The organism is Streptomyces antimicrobicus, assembly GCF_020532625.1.
In the GTDB taxonomy this organism is placed as follows: Bacteria; Actinomycetota; Actinomycetes; order Streptomycetales; family Streptomycetaceae; genus Streptomyces; species Streptomyces antimicrobicus.
This window is the reverse complement of sequence record NZ_JAJAUY010000064.1, coordinates 1-19,461: the sequence shown is the minus strand read 5'-3', so window position 1 is coordinate 19,461 and position 19,461 is coordinate 1. Positions and strand designations below refer to the sequence as shown.

14 protein-coding genes and 1 riboswitch are annotated in these 19,461 nt (G+C 74.1%); of the genes, 5 read left to right on the top strand and 9 right to left on the bottom strand.

Going from position 1 to position 19,461, the window contains the following annotated elements; translation table 11 throughout:
- Positions 1-18: 18 nt before the first annotated feature.
- Entirely contained in the window at positions 19-2,091 is a 2,073-nt protein-coding gene (locus LG632_RS17295) for a phage holin family protein (protein WP_264201925.1), read from the top strand.
- 76 nt (positions 2,092-2,167) lie between these two features.
- Positions 2,168-3,580 carry an amino acid permease gene (locus LG632_RS17290; protein WP_226728217.1) on the top strand — a complete coding sequence of 471 codons (1,413 nt, stop codon included), beginning with the start codon at positions 2,168-2,170 and terminating at the stop codon, positions 3,578-3,580.
- Positions 3,581-3,703: 123 nt separating this feature from the next.
- On the opposite strand, the gene LG632_RS17285 is transcribed toward LG632_RS17290, so the two are convergent.
- Positions 3,704-5,284, bottom strand: a complete 1,581-nt coding sequence (locus tag LG632_RS17285; RefSeq protein WP_226728216.1) for an RNA polymerase sigma factor — start codon at positions 5,282-5,284, stop codon at positions 3,704-3,706.
- Between the two features lie 225 nt (positions 5,285-5,509).
- Positions 5,510-6,277 (bottom strand): methyltransferase domain-containing protein, encoded by a 768-nt coding sequence (locus LG632_RS17280; protein WP_226728215.1) that lies wholly within the window; start codon positions 6,275-6,277, stop codon positions 5,510-5,512.
- Positions 6,278-6,340: 63 nt separating this feature from the next.
- Positions 6,341-6,446, top strand: a riboswitch (ZMP/ZTP riboswitch).
- 99 nt (positions 6,447-6,545) lie between these two features.
- On the opposite strand from LG632_RS17280, the gene LG632_RS17275 reads away from it, so the two are divergent.
- Positions 6,546-7,394: a bifunctional 5,10-methylenetetrahydrofolate dehydrogenase/5,10-methenyltetrahydrofolate cyclohydrolase gene (locus tag LG632_RS17275; protein ID WP_226728231.1), complete on the top strand. Its 849-nt coding sequence runs from the start codon at positions 6,546-6,548 to the stop codon at positions 7,392-7,394.
- Positions 7,395-7,535: 141 nt separating this feature from the next.
- Positions 7,536-7,952 carry a hypothetical protein gene (locus LG632_RS17270; RefSeq protein ID WP_226728214.1) on the top strand — a complete coding sequence of 139 codons (417 nt, stop codon included), beginning with the start codon at positions 7,536-7,538 and terminating at the stop codon, positions 7,950-7,952.
- Here the strand turns inward: LG632_RS17270 and LG632_RS17265 are convergent.
- Together LG632_RS17265 and LG632_RS17260 are read right to left on the bottom strand one after the other, a co-directional pair.
- Positions 7,938-8,744, bottom strand: coding sequence for a helix-turn-helix domain-containing protein (locus LG632_RS17265; RefSeq protein WP_226728213.1), 807 nt, complete (start codon positions 8,742-8,744; stop codon positions 7,938-7,940). The genes LG632_RS17270 and LG632_RS17265 overlap by 15 nt on opposite strands.
- Before the next feature lie 33 nt (positions 8,745-8,777).
- The gene (locus LG632_RS17260) at positions 8,778-10,655 is read right to left on the bottom strand and encodes a hydroxysqualene dehydroxylase (RefSeq protein ID WP_226728212.1); all 1,878 of its coding nucleotides are present in this window, start codon (positions 10,653-10,655) and stop codon (positions 8,778-8,780) included.
- 192 nt (positions 10,656-10,847) lie between these two features.
- Between LG632_RS17260 and LG632_RS17255 the strand changes: the two genes are divergently transcribed.
- Entirely contained in the window at positions 10,848-11,153 is a 306-nt protein-coding gene (locus LG632_RS17255) for a 4a-hydroxytetrahydrobiopterin dehydratase (protein WP_226728211.1), read from the top strand.
- A 112-nt stretch (positions 11,154-11,265) separates the two neighbouring features.
- Here the strand turns inward: LG632_RS17255 and LG632_RS17250 are convergent, their stop codons facing one another.
- The 5 genes from LG632_RS17250 to LG632_RS17230 form a co-directional block, all read right to left on the bottom strand.
- The gene (locus tag LG632_RS17250) at positions 11,266-12,114 is read right to left on the bottom strand and encodes an aldo/keto reductase (protein WP_226728230.1); all 849 of its coding nucleotides are present in this window, start codon (positions 12,112-12,114) and stop codon (positions 11,266-11,268) included.
- Between the two features lie 98 nt (positions 12,115-12,212).
- Positions 12,213-13,076, bottom strand: a complete 864-nt coding sequence (locus LG632_RS17245) for an ABC transporter ATP-binding protein (RefSeq protein WP_226728210.1) — start codon at positions 13,074-13,076, stop codon at positions 12,213-12,215.
- Positions 13,073-16,045, bottom strand: a complete 2,973-nt coding sequence (locus tag LG632_RS17240) for an ABC transporter permease subunit (protein WP_226728209.1) — start codon at positions 16,043-16,045, stop codon at positions 13,073-13,075. Before LG632_RS17240 ends, LG632_RS17245 begins: the two co-directional genes overlap by 4 nt.
- 13 nt (positions 16,046-16,058) lie before the next feature.
- On the bottom strand, positions 16,059-17,324 hold the full coding sequence (locus LG632_RS17235) for an ABC transporter substrate-binding protein (protein ID WP_226728208.1): 1,266 nt from the start codon (positions 17,322-17,324) through the stop codon (positions 16,059-16,061).
- Positions 17,325-17,414: 90 nt separating this feature from the next.
- Positions 17,415-19,238: an AMP-dependent synthetase/ligase gene (locus LG632_RS17230; protein WP_226728207.1), complete on the bottom strand. Its 1,824-nt coding sequence runs from the start codon at positions 19,236-19,238 to the stop codon at positions 17,415-17,417.
- Positions 19,239-19,461 lie beyond the last annotated feature (223 nt).

Sequence of the window (19,461 nt, the reverse complement as noted above, 5' to 3'; positions counted from 1 at the left end):
CGAGGGCGTTGGCGCACCATGGGGAGCGCCCTGGGACGCGTGCTCGTCGTCTGGGCCGCCTCCACCCTCACCCTGCTCGCGCTCGCCGGCATCCTGCCGGACTTCCGCCTGCGGTCCGACGACGGCGACAGCGTCACCGAGATCGGGCTGACCGCGGCCTGGGGCGCCGGCGCCTTCGGCCTGCTCAGCGCCCTGGTGTGGCCGGTCCTGGTCCGGGCGCTGCTGCTGGTGCCGGCGCTGGTGCTGGGCCTGCTGGTGTTCTTCCTCAACGGCTCCCTGCTGTGGCTGGCCCTGGACCTGGTGCCGGCCGGCCGCGGCGAGGTGGCCCCGCAGACCGCCGTGGTGGTCGCCGCCGTCATGTCCGCCGTCGCCTCCGCCACCTCCACCGCCCTGGCGGTGCGCGACGACGAGGCCTACCGGCGGCGGCTGTACCGGCTCGCCGCCCGCCGCCGCGGCCGGCGCCGGGGCGGTGTCCGGGACCCCGGCCGGACGCTCCCGCCGGGCCTGGTGTTCGTCCAGCTCGACGGCCTCGGCCACCAGGAGCTGCGCGGGGCCGCCGCCCGGGGGGTGATGCCCACGGTCGCCGCGTGGCTGGAGCACAGCCACCGGCTGGCGCCCTGGCGCACGGACTGGTCCAGCCAGACGGGCGCCAGCCAGCTGGGCATCCTGCACGGCTCCACCTTCGACGTGCCCGCGTTCCGCTGGTACGAGAAGGACACCGGCGAGGTGATGGTCTGCAACCGCCCCCGCAGCGCCGCCGAGCTCCAGCGCCGCGCGGTCGACCGGACCGCCGACGGCGGACTGCTCCGCCTGGACGGGGCCAGCCGCGGCAACCTGTTCAGCGGCGGCGCCGACCAGCTGGCGCTCGTGCTGTCGGTCTCGGCGCGCCGGGGCCGCGCCAACCGCTCCCGCGCCGGCTACTTCGCGTACTTCTCCGACCCCGCCCACGCCGTCCGTACCGCCGTGTCCTTCGTCGCCGAGGTCGTGCGTGAGCTCGTCCAGTCGGTCCGCGCCCGGCTGCGCGGGGACCGGCCGCGGGTCTCGCGCGGCGGGCTGTACCCCTTCGTCCGGGCGTTCGCCACGGTGGTGGAGCGGGACGTCGTGGTGGCCGCCGTGCTCGGGGACATGCTGGCCGGCCGCTCCTGCGTCTACGCCGACCTCGTCGGCTACGACGAGGTCGCCCACCACTCCGGCCCGCACGGCCCGGACACCGACCAGGTGCTGGCCCGGCTGGACCGGAGCCTGGCCCTGCTCGCCCGGGTCGCCGAGCACGCGCCGCGCGCGTACCGGATCGTGCTGCTGTCCGACCACGGGCAGAGCCCCGGGGAGACCTTCCTGTCCCGGTACGGCCTCACGCTCAAGGACCTGGTCCGGGCGGGCTGCGGCCTGCCCGTGCGGCGCCGGGCCGGCCGCACCCCGAGCGGGGCCGAGGCCCGCGCCGCGGTCCGCGCGGCCCTGCACCGGCCGGTGGAGGAGGGCGCCGGCGAGGTCCGCCCGGCCCGCGGGCCGGACCCGGTGGTCCTCGCCTCGGGCAACCTGGCGCTGATCTCGTTCCCCGACGTGCCGGGCCGGGCGAGCCGGGAGTGGATCGAGCGGGCCTGGCCGGCGCTGCTGCCGACGTTGGCCAACCACCCCGGCATCGGCTTCCTGCTGGTGGACGGGGAGGTGCTCGGGCCCGGCGGGGCGGTGGCACGGCTGGCCGTGCCGGGGGAGGCCGAGGAGCTCCTCGCCCGGTACGGGCCGGGCGCGGCCCGGGCGGTGCGGCGGGCGGACGGCTTCCCCCACGTGGCCGACATCATGGTCAACTCCGCGTACGACCCGGAGACCGGCACGGTGCACGCCTTCGAGGAGCAGATCGGCTCGCACGGCGGGCTGGGCGGGGAGCAGGGCAGGGCCTTCCTGATGTGGCCCACCGAGCTGTCGGACCCGGCACCCGCGCTGGTGGGCGCGGAGGCCGTGCACGCGGTGCTGCGCAGGTGGCTGGGGGAGGCGGACGGCCCGCAGGTGCCGCTGGAGGATCAGCGGTGGCAGGGGCCCGTGGGCGGAACCCTTCCGTCCGCAGGGGTGCCCGCGCCGGACGAAACCCGGTGATTTGGCGGCGCCCGTACGGTGCCCGACCATGTGTCGACCTGCCCATCATGTGAGACATCCGTAAGGCGCACCACCCATGACCTCGCACGTTGCACCACCTCCCGTAGCCGCTCAGCAGGAACCCGGGCAGCAGAAAGGTTCCTCCACGCAGGCCGGGGCCGGTGCCCCGCAGGGCCCGCACACCCGCCGCTTCGGGCTGCCGATCGCGACCTGCCTGGTCATGGGCAACATCATCGGCGGCGGCATCTTCCTCCTGCCCGCCTCCGTGGCCCCCTTCGGCTCCATCAGCCTGGTCGCCTTCGGCGTGCTCACCGTCGGTGCCGTCGCCCTGGCCCTGGTCTTCGGCCGGCTCGCCGAGCGGCTCCCGCGGACCGGTGGCCCGTACGTCTACGCCCGCGCCGCGTTCGGCGACTTCGCCGGTTTCCTGGCGGCCTGGAGCTACTGGATCACCGCCTGGGTCTCGAACGCCGCCCTCGCCGTGGCCGCCGTCGGCTACCTCGGCGTCCTCTTCCCGGCGGTGGCCGAGCACCGCTGGACGATGTGCCTGGCGGCGCTCGCCGTGCAGTGGCTCCCGGCGGCGGCGAACCTGGCGGGCACCCGGTACGTGGGCGCCGTCCAGCTGGTCGCCACCGTGCTGAAGTTCGCCCCGCTGCTGCTGGTCGCGGTCGGCGGGCTGTTCTTCTTCGACCCCGCCAACCTCGGCCCGTTCCGGGCCACCGGCGACTCGGCGCTGGGCGCCGTGTCCGCCTCGGCCGCCATCCTGCTCTTCAGCTACCTGGGCGTGGAGTCCGCCGCGGTCAGCGCCGGCGAGGTCCGCGACCCGGCCCGCAACGTCGGCCGGGCCACGGTCCTGGGCACCGTCGGCGCGGCCGTGGTGTACCTGCTGGGCACCCTGTCGGTGTTCGGCCTGGTGCCCCACGATGCGCTGGTGGACTCGAAGGCCCCGTTCAGCGACGCGGTCGACGCCATGTTCGGCGGCAGCTGGGGCGGCACGGTCGTCGCCTGCGCGGCGGTGATCTCGGTGCTGGGCGCGCTCAACGGCTGGACCCTGCTCAGCGCGCAGACCCCGTACGCCGCCGCCCGCGACGGCCTCTTCCCGCAGGTCTTCGCGAGCCGGCGGCGCGGGGTGCCCGTCGTCGGCGTGGTCGTCACCGTGGCCCTGGCCTCGGCGCTGACCGTCTACAACTACACCGCCGGGTCCGCGGGCGTCTTCGAGGTCCTGGTCCTGGTCACGACCTTCACGGCCACCGTCCCCTACCTGCTCGCGACCGCCGCGCAGATCTACTTCCTGGCCTCGGGCCGCGCCGATCAGGTGCACCGGGGCCGGCTGGTCCGGGACGCGGCGCTGTCCGTCCTCGCGTTCGGCTTCTCGATGTGGCTGGTCGCCGGCTCCGGCTACGCGGCCGTGTACCAGGGCGTGCTGTTCCTCTTCGCGGGCGTGCTGGTCTACGCGGTGATGGCCGCCCGCAAGCAGCGCCGCACGGCCTGACGCAGCCCCGCCCGACGTCCGCCGACGGGCACGGCGAACGCCGGGAGGCCGGCCCCCTGAGGGGCCGGCCTCCCGGCGTTCGCGCGGTCCGGGGCCTCCTGCGGTCGGCGGACCCCGTGCCTCTTAGTCGAGGTAGTCGCGCAGCACCTGCGAACGCGACGGGTGGCGCAGCTTCGACATCGTCTTGGACTCGATCTGACGGATCCGCTCACGCGTGACGCCGTACACCCGGCCGATCTCGTCCAGCGTCTTGGGCTGGCCGTCGTTCAGGCCGTAGCGCATGGAGACCACGCCCGCCTCGCGCTCCGAGAGCGTGCCCAGGATGGACTGGAGCTGCTCCTGCAGGAAGGTGAAGGAGACCGCGTCCGCCGGGACGACCGCCTCGGAGTCCTCGATGAGGTCACCGAACTCGCTGTCGCCCTCCTCACCCAGCGGGGTGTGCAGGGAGATCGGCTCACGGCCGTACTTCTGGACCTCGATGACCTTCTCCGGGGTCATGTCGAGCTCTTTGCCCAGCTCCTCCGGGGTGGGCTCGCGGCCCAGGTCCTGGAGCATCTGGCGCTGCACCCGGGCGAGCTTGTTGATGATCTCGACCATGTGCACGGGGATGCGGATGGTGCGGGACTGGTCGGCCATGGCACGGGTGATCGCCTGCCGGATCCACCAGGTGGCGTAGGTGGAGAACTTGAATCCCTTGGTGTAGTCGAACTTCTCCACCGCGCGGATCAGACCGACGTTGCCCTCCTGGATCAGGTCCAGGAAGAGCATGCCGCGGCCGGTGTAGCGCTTGGCGAGGGAGACCACCAGGCGGAGGTTGGCCTCCAGCAGGTGGTTCTTGGCCCGCTTGCCGTCCTCGACGAGGATCTCCAGCTCACGCCGGTACGCCGGCTTGAGGTCCTCTTCCTCCTCCAGCTTGTACTCGGAGAACAGGCCCGCCTCGATGCGCTTGGCGAGCTCGACCTCCTGCTCGGCGTTGAGGAGCGGCACCTTGCCGATCAGCTTGAGGTAGTCCTTGACCGGGTCGGCGGTGGCGCCGGCCACCATGACCGTCTGGGCCGGGGCGTCGTCGTCGTCCTCGTCGGACAGCACGAAGCCCTGGCCGCCGGACTTCGGCTCCTCCTCGGTGTCGTCGGTGAGGTCCTCGAAGATCTCGTCGTTCTCGACGTCGATGGCCTCGTCGTCGGCGTCCTTGGCCGAGGTCTTCTTCGCGGCGGTCTTCTTGACGGCCGTCTTCTTGGCGGCGGTCTTCTTGACGGTGCGCTTCTTCGGCTCGGCGACGGCGGTCGCCGAAGGGGCGGCCGTCACCTCGTCCTCGGTGGCGGCCGGAGCCGCCGGCGACGTGGATATCGTCGCGGCGGGAGCCGTGGCCGCGGTCTTGCGCGCGCCGATGGGACGCGGCGCGGCGGCCGCCTTCTTGGTCGCGGTACGGGCCGGGGCCGCTGCCGTCTTGCGGGGCTTCTTGGCGGCGGGCTTGGTGGCCGGGGCGGCGCTGACGTGCAGCGCGACGCCCTCCTCGTCCAGGACCTGGTTCAGGCTGCGCAGGACCCGCTTCCACTGGTCCACCGGGATGCGGCCGGCCTCGAAAGCCTGGCGCACGTCGTCACCGTTGATGTGACCCTGCTCGCGGCCACGCTCGACGAGAGCGACCAGGGCCTCGGATTCGGCGATCTCCGGAGGGAACGTACGGGACGGGCTGAGCGACACAAGAAGCCTCTCGTTGCGAACAGATAGGGCGGGCGGGACATCATCGCGCGTCCTTGCGGAAACAGGCCCCGTGGGGTCGGTATTCCGGGGCCGCGTGAAGACACCTGTCGGTTCATCGCGCGCCCGAGTCGATTCGTTACGCGCTGAATTGAGTGACCTGCGCCACGCCGCCTGGACGCAACCTCCCGGGCCCCTGGCGCATCGGGCCCCCGAATCCGGCCCGGCTCAGCCGGGCTTGCGCGCCTCGATCAGGAAGCGGGCGGTGTGGGCGACGAACGGACCCTCGCTCTCGATCCGTTCGTGGAGCTCGCGCAGCCGGTCCCGGTGGCCGGCGACCGTGAAGCCGGGCACCATCCAGATCACCTTGCGCAGGAAGTAGATCACCGCACCGATGTCGTGGAACTCCGTCCGCAGCCGCTCCGACCGCAGGTCGACGACCTCCAGTCCGGCCTTCCGGGCGTCGGCGACCGCGTCGTCGGGGTGGCGGGCCCGGCGCACCTCCTCCGGCTGCGGGCCGAGGAAGTACTCGACGAGCTCGAACACGCTCGCGGGCCCGACCTGCTGCGAGAAGTAGGTGCCTCCCGGCCGCAGCACCCGCGCGATCTCCTCCCACCAGATGGTCACCGGATGCCGGCTGGTCACCAGGTCGAAGGCCTCGTCCCCGAACGGCAGCGGCGGCTCGTCGGGGGTCGCGACCACCACCGCGCCCAGCGGGTGCAGCAGCCGGGTCGCCTTGTCGACGTTCGGCGGCCAGGACTCGGTGGCCGCCAGCAGCGGGGGGCCGCCCGCCCCGACGGCGCCGGCGAGGACCTCGCCGCCGCCGGTCTGGACGTCCAGGGCCGAGCGGACGGCGGCCAGCTTGGCGCCGAGCATCTTCTGGTAGCCCCAGGAGGGCCGCTGCTCGCTGGCCCGGCCGTCGAGCCAGGAGAAGTCCCAGCCCTCCACCGAGACGGACTCCGCCTCGCTCACGAGATGATCGAAAGTGGGTGCCATGTCTTGATCGTCCCAGCTTGCTCCCCAGGTCTCCACCGGATTCCCACGGGTCGACTACAGTGGGCGGCGGGCCGTGACTGGCGTTCGGGTGGATCACCACCGGGGAGCGGCCCGCGTACGGCCGCACCCGCCTCCCGTACGTCGACTGCCGCGCGCCTGGGCGACACCGCGACACGACACGCGAACCGCGCGTCCGACACGCGCGCCGCAGCGACGTTCAGGAGACCCCGTGACGACTGCCACCCCGACCGACCGGACCGCCCGGCTGATGGACGGCACCGCGCTGGCCCGCCGGATCAGCGAGCGCACCGCCGACCTCGCCGCCGCGCTCACCGCCCGCACCGGCAAGGCGCCCTGCCTGGCCACCGTCCTGGTCGGTGAGGACCCGGCCTCCGTGACGTACGTCCGGATGAAGCAGAACCGTTGCGCCAAGGCGGGCATCACCTCCCGCCACGTGGCGCTCCCGGCGCAGACCACCACCGAGGAACTGGTCGCCACCATCACCGCGCTCTCCGAGGACCCGGAGATCAGCGGCATCCTGCTCCAGCACCCGGTGCCGCACCACATCGACGAGCGCGCCGCTTTTGAAGCGATCGCTCCGGGCAAGGACGTCGACGGCGTCACCATGCACTCCTTCGCCGCCATGGGCTTCGGCCTGCCCGGCTTCGTCTCCTGCACCCCCGGCGGCATCATGCGCCTGCTGGAGGAGTACGAGGTGGACCTCACCGGCAAGCACGCCGTGGTCGTCGGCCGCAGCGCCATCCTCGGCAAGCCGGCCGGCATGCTGCTCCTGGAGCGCAACGCCACCGTCACCTACTGTCACTCCCGCACCGAGGACCTGTCCTCGATCGTCCGCCAGGCCGACGTGCTGGTGGCCGCGGTCGGCAAGGCCGAGTTCATCCGCGGCGAGGACATCAAGCCCGGCGCGGTGGTCCTGGACGCCGGCTACAACGAGGGCAACGTCGGCGACGTCCACTTCGAGTCGGCCGCCGCCCGCGCCTCGCTGATCACCCCCGTGCCCGGCGGCGTCGGCCCCATGACCATCGCCGTCCTGCTGGAGCAGACCGTCCGGGCCGCCGCGGCCCAGGCCGGCGTGGACCTCGCCGACCTCGGCTGACCCGGCCCGCCATTACCCCGCGGGTAATCGACCCCGTCGCCGCCGCCCGGCAAGGTTGAGGCATCGGGTCCGGAGGGCGCGCACTCGCCCTCCGGAACCGGGTCCCCTCACCCATCGGTCCTCGACGGAGGTTGATCCGCCATGTCCGCAACCCTGCTCGGCAGCATCGCCCGTACCGACCGGCCGCGGGCCGCGCTGCGCCGGTTCCTCGCCCTCGACTCCGTCGTCACCACCGCCAACGGTCTGGCCTACGTCGCCTTCTCGGCGCCGCTCGGGCGGCTGCTGGGGATCGGGCAGGGGCTGCTGCTGGAGCTCGGGGTCCTGCTCGTCGCCTACGGCGCCGGGGTCGGGCTGCTTGCCTCCCGGCAGCACCCGGCCGCCGGCTGGGTCAAGGCCGTGGTCGCGACCAACCACCTCTGGGCCGCGGCCAGCCTGGTCGCCCTGGTCGCCTGGCTCGAGCCGACCACCGCCGGGACCGTGTGGATCCCGGCGCAGGCCCTCACCGTCGCGCTGTTCGCGGTGCTCCAGCAGCTGGCGCTGCGCTCAGCCGCCGACTGACCGCAGGTACTTCACCGTCGCCGGGTCGGCCGGGAGCATCGTCTCGATCGCCAGCTCGGCGACCGTCACGTCCATCGGGGTGTTGAACGTCGAGATGGACGACACGAACGAGAGCACGTGCCCGTCGTGCTCGATCACCAGCGGCAGCGCGAAGTACGGCACCGGCTCCGCCGGCGCGGCGTCGCCCGCCCGGTGCGGCACCGGGTACGCCGAGACCTCCTCGTACAGCGCGCGCAGCGGCTCGGAGCGGGCCAGCGCGATCTGCCGTTCCATCTGGGCCAGCAGGTGGCCGCGCCACTGCGCGAGGTTGCGGATCCTCGGCGCCAGGCCCTCGGGGTGCAGCGTGATCCGCATGGCGTTCAGCGGCGGCTCCAGCAGGTGCGCCGGCAGGCCCTCCAGCAGCATCAGGACGCCCCGGTTGGCGGCGATCACGTGGTACGTGCCGTCCACGACGATCGCCGGGTACGGCTCGTAGCCGGTCAGCAGCCGCTCCAGCCCCGCGCGCAGCGCCCCCATCGAGGGGTCGTCCAGCGGGGTCTGGGCGAAGCGGGGCGCGTAACCGGCCGCGAGTAGCAGCGCGTTGCGTTCCCGCACCGGCACGTCGAGACGGTCGGCCAGCCGCAGCACCATCTCCTCGCTGGGCCGCGCCCGCCCGGTCTCGACGAAGCTGATGTGCCGGGCGGAGGACTCCGCGCGGCCCGCCAGCTCCAGCTGGCTGAGGCCGCGCCGCTCCCGCCACGTACGCAGCAACGCGCCTACGGAGGTCTCGGCCGCACGGGACGTCGTCGTCATGCCCCGACGGTAGCCGAGGGTCCGCCGAACGGTTCAGCCCAGGTCGAAGACGTTGCGCAGGCCGATACGGTGGCGCCAGCGGTCGTGCCGCCGCAGGACCTCGATCTCCGGCGCCCGGTACATCGGCCGCACCGTGCACCGCGCGGCCGGCGAACCGTCCTGGTCGAGCAGGGCGTTGACGGCGGCGCGGGCCGAGGCGTTGGCGCCCTCCATCGTCGCCAGGTCGATGTCCACGGCCACGTAGTCCCCGCTCAGGAAGAAGTTGGGGATCCGGGTGCCGGCGCTCGGCCGGTGGTGGAAGGTGCCCACGGGGTGGATCAGGAGCTGGTCCTCGTTGGTCGGCTCCGGGGTGCCGAGGCCGCCCACGCCGGGGTCCAGGAACCACGAGTGCAAGGTGCCGTCCCGCAGCACCGTCCGTCCGCTGTCGTTGAGCGAGGCCTTCAGCTGCGCCCAGACCTCGCGGGCGACCTCGTCGCGGGTGCACTGCTTGGCCGTCTTGCCGTACAGGATCCCGGGCCTGTCCCACTCGGAGATGTCCACGGAGAGGCAGTCCACGGCGGTGCCGTCACCGTAGTCGGCGGCGAAGTCCCGGGCCGGCCAGTGCTCGGCCTGCTGGATCGCCGTCAACGACCAGGGCGAGTCGATGCAGTTGACGTGGCCGTGGACCATCGGGGCCCGCTCGGTCAGATAGAACTGGATGCCGGTCATCCAGTCCGTCACCAGCTTGTCGCAGCGCCCCAGCATCGGGTCGGCGGCGCGCAGCGCCGGGCCCCAGGTGCGGCGGGCGTGCTCGACCGGCAGCGCGGACACGTAGTGGTCGGCCGTCACCGTCACGCGCTCGCCGCCGGGGCCCTCGACGGCGACCCCGCTGACCCGGCCGTCGCCGTACCGCACCTCGCGGACGGTCCAGCCGATCCGGAACTCCACGCCGAGGGAGCGCAGATGAGCCTCCCAGGGGTCGATCCAGGCCTCGTTGGTCGGCAGGTTCAAGATCCGGTCGGGCGGGCCGTCCGCGCCGCGGCCGAGCGCGTTGTAGACGAACGCCTCGCCGAGGGTGCCCACCGTACGGGTGGAGGCCTCCTCCGCCTTGGTGGCCACGATGTTGCGGGTGATGCCGACGGCCAGGATGCGCCGGTACTCCGTCGACATCCGCTCGGCGCGGACGAAGTCCCACCAGGGCGTGTACTCCCAGACCTGGTCGCGGCGCTCGTCGCAGCTGGTCAGGAAGACCAGCGCGCGGTCCACGAAGTAGGCGCTCTCGTGCGGGGGGAGGCGGACCAGCGTCTGCAGGAACCCCTCGATCGCCCGGCGGATCTCGTCGAGGGTGAGCGGGGCGCCGGAGTGCCCGGGCCAGGGGATCGGCCCGCGCAGGTCCTCGCGGCCCCCGGCACGGGCGAACATCATCTCCTTCGGCGCGACGAGGTTGTCCCACACGCCGTGGGCGTTGCCGGGGAACGGGATGCGGCGCAGGGTGTCGGGCAGGTTGTGGTAGATCCCCGGGACGAACCGGAAGCCGTGCTCGGCGGGCAGGGCGCGGCGGGCGCCGCGGGCGCTGCCCGGGACGTCCATGCTGCGGGCCTTGCCGCCCAGGGCGCGGCGTTCGTAGACGGTCACCCGGTAGCCGCGCTCGGCCAGTTCGTGGGCCGCGGTCAGACCGGCGACGCCACCGCCGAGGACCGCGACGTGGCGGGGTGCCGCGGGAGCCGCCGCCGGTGCGGCGGCGGCCGTGCCTGCCGTGGCGGCGACGGCCGGGGTCGCGCCCAGGAGTCCGGCGGCGCCGGCCGCGCCCCCTGCCGTGCCCGCCAGGAACGTACGCCGCGAGGCGCTGGTGCCCGGCTCCCGGCCCGTCCCCGCCGTCCGGCCGGTCCCCGCCCCCGTTGTCCGGCCGGTCCCCGCCCTCGGTACGTCCATGCCGATGCCCCCTCATTACCGCCGGTAACAGTCGCGTCGGCGCAGGAGCATAGGGGCGTCACGGCGGGCCCGGAAGGGACGGAAGCACCCGCGCGCACTATGGCGCGAAAGCTTCCCCCGGGCCGCCGCTGTGGGAACCTTGACTGCACGTCATGTCCGGTTGTTTCCGTTGTCGCGGGGAAGGAGTCGCCGATGGCGAACGAGCCGCTTTCGCAGAAGGAGATCGAGGACCGGTTGCGGGAACTGCCCGGCTGGGCCCTCGAAGGCGACCGCCTCCGGCGCACGTACCGCCTGCCCGGCCACCCGGCCGCCGGTGCCCTGGTCGCCCACATCGTGGTGATCCAGGAGCAGTTGAACCACCACTCCGATGTCACCCTGGGCTACGACACCGTCGGCCTGGCGGTGCACACCCACAGCGCGGGCGGCGCCGTCACCGAGACGGACTTCGAACTCGCCGAACGCGTCGAGAAGATCGCCCCGGCCCACGGCGCGAGCTGACGGCGGCCACCCCCGGCGGCCACCCCGCCCGGCCCGGCGGGCCCGGACCCGCCGGGCCCGCCGGACCCGCCCGGCCGGGGGCCGTGCGGGGCCGTGCGGGGGCCGTGCGGGGTTACGCGTCGAAGACGGCCGGGTCCGGGCCGATCCGCCGGGCGGCGGCCGAGGTGCCCAGGGCGTCCAGGGCGGCCAGGTCGTCGGCGTCGAGCTCGAAGCCGAAGACGTCGAGGTTCTCCCGGATCCGCGACGGGGTCACGGACTTCGGGATGGCGATCAGGCCGTTCTGGACGTGCCAGCGCAGCACCACCTGGGCGGCGCTGCGGCCGTGCTTGTCCGCCACCGCCGTCACGGCCGGCAGCGCCAGCAGCTCACCGCCCTGCCCCAGCGGGGACCAGGCCTCGGTGGCGATGCCCAGCTCCGCGTGGACGGCGCGCAGCTCGCGCTGCGGGAACAGCGGGTGCAGCTCGACCTGGTTGACCGCCGGGACCAGCGCGCTGTGGGCACGCAGCCGCTCCAGGTCGGCGGGGCGGAAGTTGGACACGCCGACGGCCCTGGCCCGGCCGTCGGCGGCGATCTCCTCGAAGGTCTTCCAGATGGTCAGGAAGTCGTCGCGCATCGGGCGCGGCCAGTGGATCAGGTACAGGTCGACGTGGTCCAGGCCGAGCTTGGCGAGGGAGTCGTCGAAGGCACGCAGCACCTCGTCGCGGCCCCAGGTCGGGGAGGGGCCGTTCCAGAGCTTGGTGGTGACGAACAGCTCCTCGCGCGGCAGGCCCGAGTCGGCGAGCGCCTTTCCGGTGCCGGCCTCGTTGCCGTAGACGGACGCGGTGTCGATGCTCCGGTAGCCCGCCTCCAGGGCGGTGCCGACGACCTGCGCGGCCTCGTCGTCGGGGATCTGCCAGACGCCGAAGCCGAGCTGGGGCATCCGGACGCCGTTGTTGAGCGTGACGCTGGGGACCTGGTTCACCACGGGGTCGTATCCCTCGTTCTCTGGTCGTTGTCTCGTCGGTCGTGCGCGTGCGGGATCGGGCCGCACGACGGGCGACAACCGGCCCCCGCCCCGTGCTATTCCCGCCGAACGGGTGGAATCCGGCGCGGCTGGGCGCTGCCCAGGTACGCCTCGCGGACGAGGGGGTCCGCGCGGACCTCGGCCGGAGTGCCCTCGGCGAGGACGGTGCCGAGGTCCAGGACCACCACCCGGGTGCAGAGGTCCATCACGAACGCCACGTTGTGCTCGACCAGCAGGACCGCGCAGCCCTCGCGGTCGGCCAGGCCCCGTACGACGGCCGCCAGGCGGGCCCGTTCCGGCGCGGACATGCCGGAGGCCGGCTCGTCGAGCAGCAGGACCCGGGGCCGGTCGGCGGCGGCCCGGGCCAGCTCCACCATGCGCGCCCGGCCCACCGGCAGGCCGGCCGCGTACGTCGGCGCCAGGGCGTCGATCCCGCAGTCGGCCAGCAGCCGCCCCGCCCGCTCGCGGCGTTCGCGCTCCAGCCTGCGGCGGTCCCGGAGGCCGCCGCGCCACTCCTGGGCCACCAGGAGCTGTTCGGCGACGGTCAGCCGGCCGAAGAGCTGCTGCCGCTGGAAGGTGCGGCGCATGCCGTGGCGGGCCCGCCAGACGGGGGAGCGGCGGGTGATGTCCGCGCCGTCGAGCAGGATCCGGCCGCCGTCGGGGCGGCGGATGCCGGACAGGACGTCGAACAGGGTGGTCTTGCCGGCGCCGTTCGGCCCGATGAGCCCGCAGATCTCGCCGGGGCGCAGGGCCAGGGAGACGTCGGTCAGGGCCCGCACGCCACCGAAGCGGACCGTGATCCCGTACGCCCGGAGCACGGCGGCGGGGGTGCCGGAGGGGGTGAGGGCGTCGGAGGGCGTGGGGGCGCGGGCGCCGGAGGGGTCCGAGGGCGCGGAGGCGTCGGATGCGTCGGTCGTCATGAGGCGGCCATCCCCAGGTAGGCCTCGGTCAGGCGGTCCGGCTCGACCTCGGCGCGGGGGCCGCACCAGGCGATCCGGCCCTGGGCGAGGTAGGCGACGGTGTCGGCGATGCCGAGGATCTCGGCGGCCTTCTCCTCCACCAGCAGCAGGGCCGTGCCGCCGGCGCGGAGCTCGGTGAGCAGGGCGTAGACCTCGTCCACGAGGCGCGGCGCCAGGCCGAGCGAGGGCTCGTCGGCGACCAGCACCGCCGGGGGGCGCTCCAGCAGCGGCGCCAGGGCGAGGAGTTGCTGCTCGCCGCCGGAGAGGGAGCCCGCCGCGACGGCGCGGCGCTCGGCGAGGCGGGGGAAGCGGGTGTAGACGGCGTCGCGTGCGGCCCGGTCGTCGAGGTGCAGGGCGAGGTTCTCGTCGATGGTGAGCGCCGGGAAGATCCCGCGGCCCTCGGGAGCCAGCAGGACGCCGGCGCGGGCGCGCCGGACCGCGCCCTCGTGGGTGACGTCCCGCCCGGCCACGCGCACCCTGCCGCCGTCCCGCACGGGCAGCAGCCCGGCGGCCACCTTGCAGGCGGTGCTCTTGCCGGCCCCGTTGGGCCCGAGCAGGGCGAGGATCTCCCCCTTGCGCACCCGCAGGTCCACGCCCCGGAGCACCGTTCCGCCGCCGTAGCCCGCCACCACTGCGGCCAGCTCCAGAGCGGGCGGGTCGGCCGCGGGCACCCCGGGCGCCCTGGGCACCTCAGGTGTCCGGGGCGCCTCGGACACCACGGGCACTTCAGGCACCTCGGGCACCTCGGACACCACGGGCACCTCAGGCACCTCAGGCACCTCGGGCACCTCAGCCACCCTGGGCCCCCCGGGCCCCTCGGGCCCCCCGGGCCCCTCGGGCCCCTCGGGCCCCGGGGGCGCGGCCGGGACGGCGGCGCCGGGTCCGGCTCCGGGTCCGGGTCCGGGTCCCGGTCCGCCCCCGGGTCCGCCTCCGGGCCCGGGCCCGCGTCCGGCTTCGGGTGCCGATCCGGTTTCCGGCCCGGCCGCCGCGTCCGCCCCCGGCGGACCCGCAGGAGCGGCGGCCGCGCCGCCTCGGCGGCGGAGTGCGGTGGTGCAGTAGCCGTCCGGGGTGGTGGCCAGGGCCAGGCCCGACAGGCCGAAGAGGATCAGGGGGAGGTGGGCGGAGTCCGTCACGTGGTCCGCCAGGACGTGGGGGACCAGGGCGAAGACCAGACCGGCGACCACCGCGTACTGCGGGCGCCGGACGCCCGCCGCGACCACCACCGCCAGCCACACGAGCCCCGTCATCGCCGTGAAGTCCGTCGCCGTGATCCGCGTGTTGTACGAGGCGTAGAGCACGCCCCCGAACCCCGCCAGCCCGGCCGACACCGTGAACACCAGCAGCTTCGTGCGCAGCACGGACACCCCCGAGGCCATCGCCGCCGCCGGCGCCGACCGCACCGCGAGCATGGCCCGCCCCGTCGCCGAGTTCCGCAGCGCCGTCAGACCCGCCGTGACCGCGGCGACGAGCACCACCAGCGCCACCCCCATGGCCCGGTCGTCGGACAGGTCCACCGGCCCGAACACCGGCCGCGGCACCGGCCACCCGGAGTCCCCGTTGCGCAGCCACCGCAGCTGGAACAGCACCTGATCGGCGAGGAACGCCAGCGCCAGCGTGGCCAGCGCCAGCGACCGCCCGCCCAGCCGCAGCGCCGGCAGGGCCACCAGCGCCCCGAGCACGGCGGCCGCGCACGTCCCGGCCACCAGCGCTGCCGCGAACGGCCAGCCCCGGCTCATCAGCAGGCCCGCCACCAGCGCCGCGCCCGTCACGAACGTCGCCTGGGCCAGCGAGACCATCGCCCCCAGGCCCGTCACGACGGTGAACGACATGAACACGAGCGAGATCGCCAGCCCCTGGGCCAGCAACCCGCTCCAGAACGGCGTCGTGACCGTGTACAGGGCGACGCACACCGCCACGCCGGCGCCCGCCCAGCCGCCCCACCTGCGCAGCCACGAGCCCCCGGTCGGCGGGTCCGCCGGCGGCTCGTCCACCGCCGCCGTCCCGGCGGTCCGCGCCCGCCGGGTCAGCACGAGCAGTCCCGCGAAGAGGATCAGGAACGGCACGGCCGTCCGCAGGCCCGTGATCCGCTCGGCCACGGACGCGACGGACGCGTACCCGGCGACCAGGTTCTGCAGGACCCCGAGCCCCAGCCCGCCCGCGAAGGCCAGCGGCACCGACGCGAACCGCCCGATCACCGCCGCCGTGGCCGACACGAACAGGAAGAGCGTGAAGTCGTGCGCGGACAGCCCCAGCAGCGGGGTCGCCAGGACGCCCGCGAGCCCGGCCAGCCCGGAGGCGATCATCCACGCCAGCGACGACAGCCGGTCGGCGCTGATCCCGCGCAGCTCGGTCAGCGTACGGTCGTCCACCGCGGCCCGCAGCCGCAGGCCGAGCCGGGTCCGGCGCAGCAGCACCCACAGCCCCGCCGCGACCACCGCCGTCACCACCCAGGTGATCAGCTGGTCGGAGTCGACGCCGACGCCGTCCGCGAGCTGCCAGGACCGCGCGGGGCTCGGGCCGACGCCGGGCAGCCCGAACTGGTTCTCCGCCGGCACCACCGGCGCCCCCGCCCGCTCCAGCAGCTCCACCACCCACAACCCGGCCGCCGGCAGCGCCACCAGCAGCCCGACCGTCGCCACGATCTGCGCCGCCTCACCCGCCCGCGCCAGCCTGCGGAACATCAGCCGGTCCAGCGCCCAGCCGAGCCCGGGCGCCAGGACGCACACCACGAGCAGCGCCGCCGGCACGGCCGGCCAGCCGAGGCCCGAGTGGAGCTCGTGGAAGGCCAGCGCGCACAGGTAGGCGGTGGCCCCGTGGGCGAAGTTGAACAGCCCGGACGCCGAGTACGACAGCACCAGCCCGGTGGCGAGCAGGGCGTAGAGCGCGCCGGAGACCAGGCCGCTCAGGACGAAGACGAGCAGATCCTCCATCCCGGGGCGCCCCTCACCGGAAGGGAACGGGCTCGTGGCAGGCGAAGGGCACGGAGACCTCGTACCGGCCGCCGCGCAGCTGGACGAGTGCCCCGCAGCCGAAGCTGTCCTTCTGCCCCTTCGGCATGCTGCGGTCCCCGACCAGCGTGCCGGTGTCGGAGAAGGACTGGGCGGCGGCCTGGAACGACTCCACGGTCAGGTCCCGCCCGGCCTTCTGCGCCATGGACACGAACAGGTCGGCCGACATGTAGCCGGTGAGCATGTGCATGTTCAGCGGGACGTCCTGGCCGCCCGCCGCCGCCTTGATGTCCGCCTTGAACTGCGCCATCCTCGGGCTCTGCGACTCGAACGGCTCGAACTGCAGCAGCACGTGCACCCCGTCCAGCGCCTGCCGGGTGGCGTCCTTGGCCAGCAGCCCGGGGTCGTAGTCGGTCGGGTCGGACAGCAGACCCTGGTAGCCGGCCCGTTTGAGCGCCGTGAACAGCCCGATGTTGTGGGGCGTCTGCATGACCGACACGACGGCGTCCGGGGCCTTGCCGCCGTTGCTGCCGAGGATGTCCTTGACGTACGCCGACCAGTCGCTCGGCACGGCCGTGCCGGGGACGGACGGCTTGGCGTACGACACCGTGAAGCCGGCCGCGGCGAAGCCCTGGGAGAACGTGCGGATGCCGAACTTCCCGGCGTCGCTGTCGTTGGCGATGACCGCGACCGACTTGCCCCGCGCCCCGCCGAGGACCTTGGCGATGCCCTCCGGCCAGGTCTGGTTGAGGGTGCCGCCGGGGCTGGGTACGAGGCAGCCGTTGAACCCGTAGATGTGCTTCGGCCCGCAGAAGGACGGCAGGGTGCCCCAGCCGAAGGTGGGCACCTTCTCCTGCTCCAGGAAGTCGGCACCGGAGAAGGTGACCGAACTCATCGGGGCCACCGCGAACACCTGGTCCTGCTGGACCAGTTTGCGGGCGGCGGCCAGGTTCTTGCCCGGGTCCTGGCCGTCGTCCTGCGCGCCGAGGTACTCGATCCTGCGGCCGTGCACGCCGCCCTCGGCGTTGGCCCGCAGGTAACGGGCCTTGGCCCCGAGGTCGGTGTCCTTCTTGCTGTAGCCGCTGGCGCTGGTCATCGACACGATCCCGCCGACCTTGATCGTGGTGGCGCTCACGCCGCGGGTGGTGGCGCCCGGGGCGCCGGGCTGCGTGCCGGAGCGGGTGGAGGCCGAGTTGCAGGCGGAGGCCAGGGCGAGGGCCGCCGCGGCGGCGGCCAGGGCGCGGATCGGGCGACGCGGCATGGGGGAACCCCTCCCGATAGGGAATTCCCGCATTCTGTGAAGGACCTGACGGATCGTCAATACAAAAGCACAAGCAGAAATGACGATCTGTCAGCTCTGGTACAGTGCGGCCACCTCGTGCGCGTACGTCTTCTCGATCGCCCGCCGCTTCAACTTCAGCGAGGGCGTCAGCAAGCCGCGCTCCTCGGTGAACTGCTCGGGCAGCACCCGGAACGAGCGGATCGACTCCGCCTGCGAGACCAGGGTGTTGGCGGCGACCACCGCCCGCCGGATCTCCGCCGTCAGCTCCGGGTCGCGCACCAGGTCCTTCGGGGCCAGCTGCGGCCGGCTCCGCATCGACAGCCAGTGCGCTATCCCCTCCGGGTCCAAGGTCACCAGCGCCGCGACGTACGGCCGGTCGTTGCCGACCACGATGCACTGCGACACCAGCGGGTGCGAGCGCACCCGCTCCTCCAGGGCGGCGGGCGCGACGCTCTTGCCGTTGGAGGTCACCAGGATCTCCTTCTTCCGCCCGGTGATCGTCAGATAGCCGTCCTCGTCCAGCCGTCCGAGGTCCCCCGTCGCCAGCCAGCCCTCCCGCAGCACCTGCGCGCTGGCCGCCGGGTCGTTCAGGTACCCGGCGAAGACGTGCGGCCCGTACAGCCACACCTCCCCGTCCTCGGCCACGTGCACCGTGGTGCCCGGGATCGGCAGGCCCACCGTGCCGTACTTGGTGGCGCCCGGCGGGTTCGCGGTGGCCGCCGCGCACGACTCCGTCAGGCCGTACCCCTCGAAGACCGTGATCCCGGCCCCGTCGAAGAACAGCCCGAGCCGCCGGGACATCGCCGAGCCGCCCGACATCGCGTGCCGCACCCGGCCGCCCAGCGCCGCGCGCACCTTGCCGTACACCAGCTTCTCGAACAGCTGGTGCTCCATCCGCAGCGCCGCCGAGGGGCCCGGACCGGCGCCGAACGCCTTCTGCTCGCGCGCCTCGGCGTACCGGACGGCCGTCTCCACCGCCCGGTCGAACGCGCCCGTGCGGCCCTCCACCTCCGCCGTGCGCCGCGCCGCCGCGAACACCTTCTCGAAGACGTGCGGCACGCCGAGGACGAACGTGGGCCGGAACGCCGCCAGATCGGGCAGCAGCTCGGCCGCCGCCAGCACCGGCTGGTGCCCCAGCTTGACCCGCGAGCGGACCGCCGCCACCTGCACCATCCGCCCGAAGACGTGCGCCAGCGGCAGGAACAGCAGCGTCGAGGGCTCCTCGCCCGGGCCGCCCCCGAACACCGACTCCCAGCGGGCCACCATGGTGTCCGTCTCGTACATGAAGTTCGCGTGGGTGAGGACGCACCCCTTGGGCCGGCCCGTGGTGCCCGAGGTGTAGATCACCGTCGCCACCGCGTCCGGCGTGACCGCCCCGCGGTGCCGGTCGACGACGTCGTCCGCGACCGACCGGCCGTCGGCCACCAGCTGCTCCACCGCACCCGCGTCCAGCTGCCACAGCCGGCGCAGGCCGGGCAGCCGGTCCACGACCGAGCCGACCGTCATCGCCTGGTCCTCGTTCTCCACCAGGCACGCCGTGCAGGCGGAGTCGTGCAGGATCCACCACACCTGGTCCGCCGAGGACGTCGGATAGACCGGCACCGGCTGGGCCCCGATCGCCCAGAGCGCGAAGTCGAACAGGGTCCACTCGTACCGGGTGCGCGCCATCAACCCGACCCGGTCCCCGAACCGCACCCCCTGGGCCAGCAGGCCCTTGGCCAGCGCCAGCACCTGCGCGCACAGCTCGCCGGAGGTCACGTCCCGCCAGACGCCGTCGGTCTTGCGGCCCAGCACCACCCGGCCCGGGTCCTGCCGGGCGTACTCGAAGACGACGTCGGCCAGCCCGCCGACGGGGGCGGCCGTGATCACGGCTGGGACGCTGAACTCGCGCACGGCCCCGCTCCTCTCCGCGCAGCTCCGCTGGGTACGGCGCCGGTGACGGTACCCCACCGGAGGCGCCCGCGGGGGGCACTCGGAACATCCGTTGCCAAGCCATCACCACTGGTCAGAGGGGTGGGACGGGAGAGGAGGGAGATCGACGAGGGATCTCCACCGGATCTCCGCGCCCCACGCACGGCCGCTCCACGCCCGACCCGGCCCCCGGCGCCCCGGGGGC